At 70.9% G+C, this 244-nt stretch carries 1 pseudogene; it reads right to left on the minus strand.

The annotated features are described in order from the left end of the window. Positions 1–244 (minus strand): annotated as a pseudogene (locus RYX56_RS24575) (hypothetical protein); the annotation flags it as partial.

The raw sequence follows: 244 nt of genomic DNA on the forward strand, positions 1-244 counted from the left end.
GGCCGTTGTAGAACTGCACGATCGAGGAGAGTGCCCGCGAGAGCGAGGACGGATCGGCCATCGTGCGGAATTCGTGGCGGGCCGTGCCGCGCAGCAGGCGACGCACGCGCTCGCCGTCCGACACGCCGGGCAGCTCGACCGCGATCCGGCTCGTGCCCTTCTTGACGATGCTCGGCTCCGACACGCCGAAGCGGTCGATGCGGTTGCGCACGATCTCGATGGCGCGCGTCACCGCCCCGTCGGC

This window comes from Alkalihalophilus lindianensis (assembly GCF_032843265.1).
Classification (GTDB): domain Bacteria; phylum Bacillota; class Bacilli; order Bacillales; family Bacillaceae_D; genus Alkalihalophilus; species Alkalihalophilus lindianensis.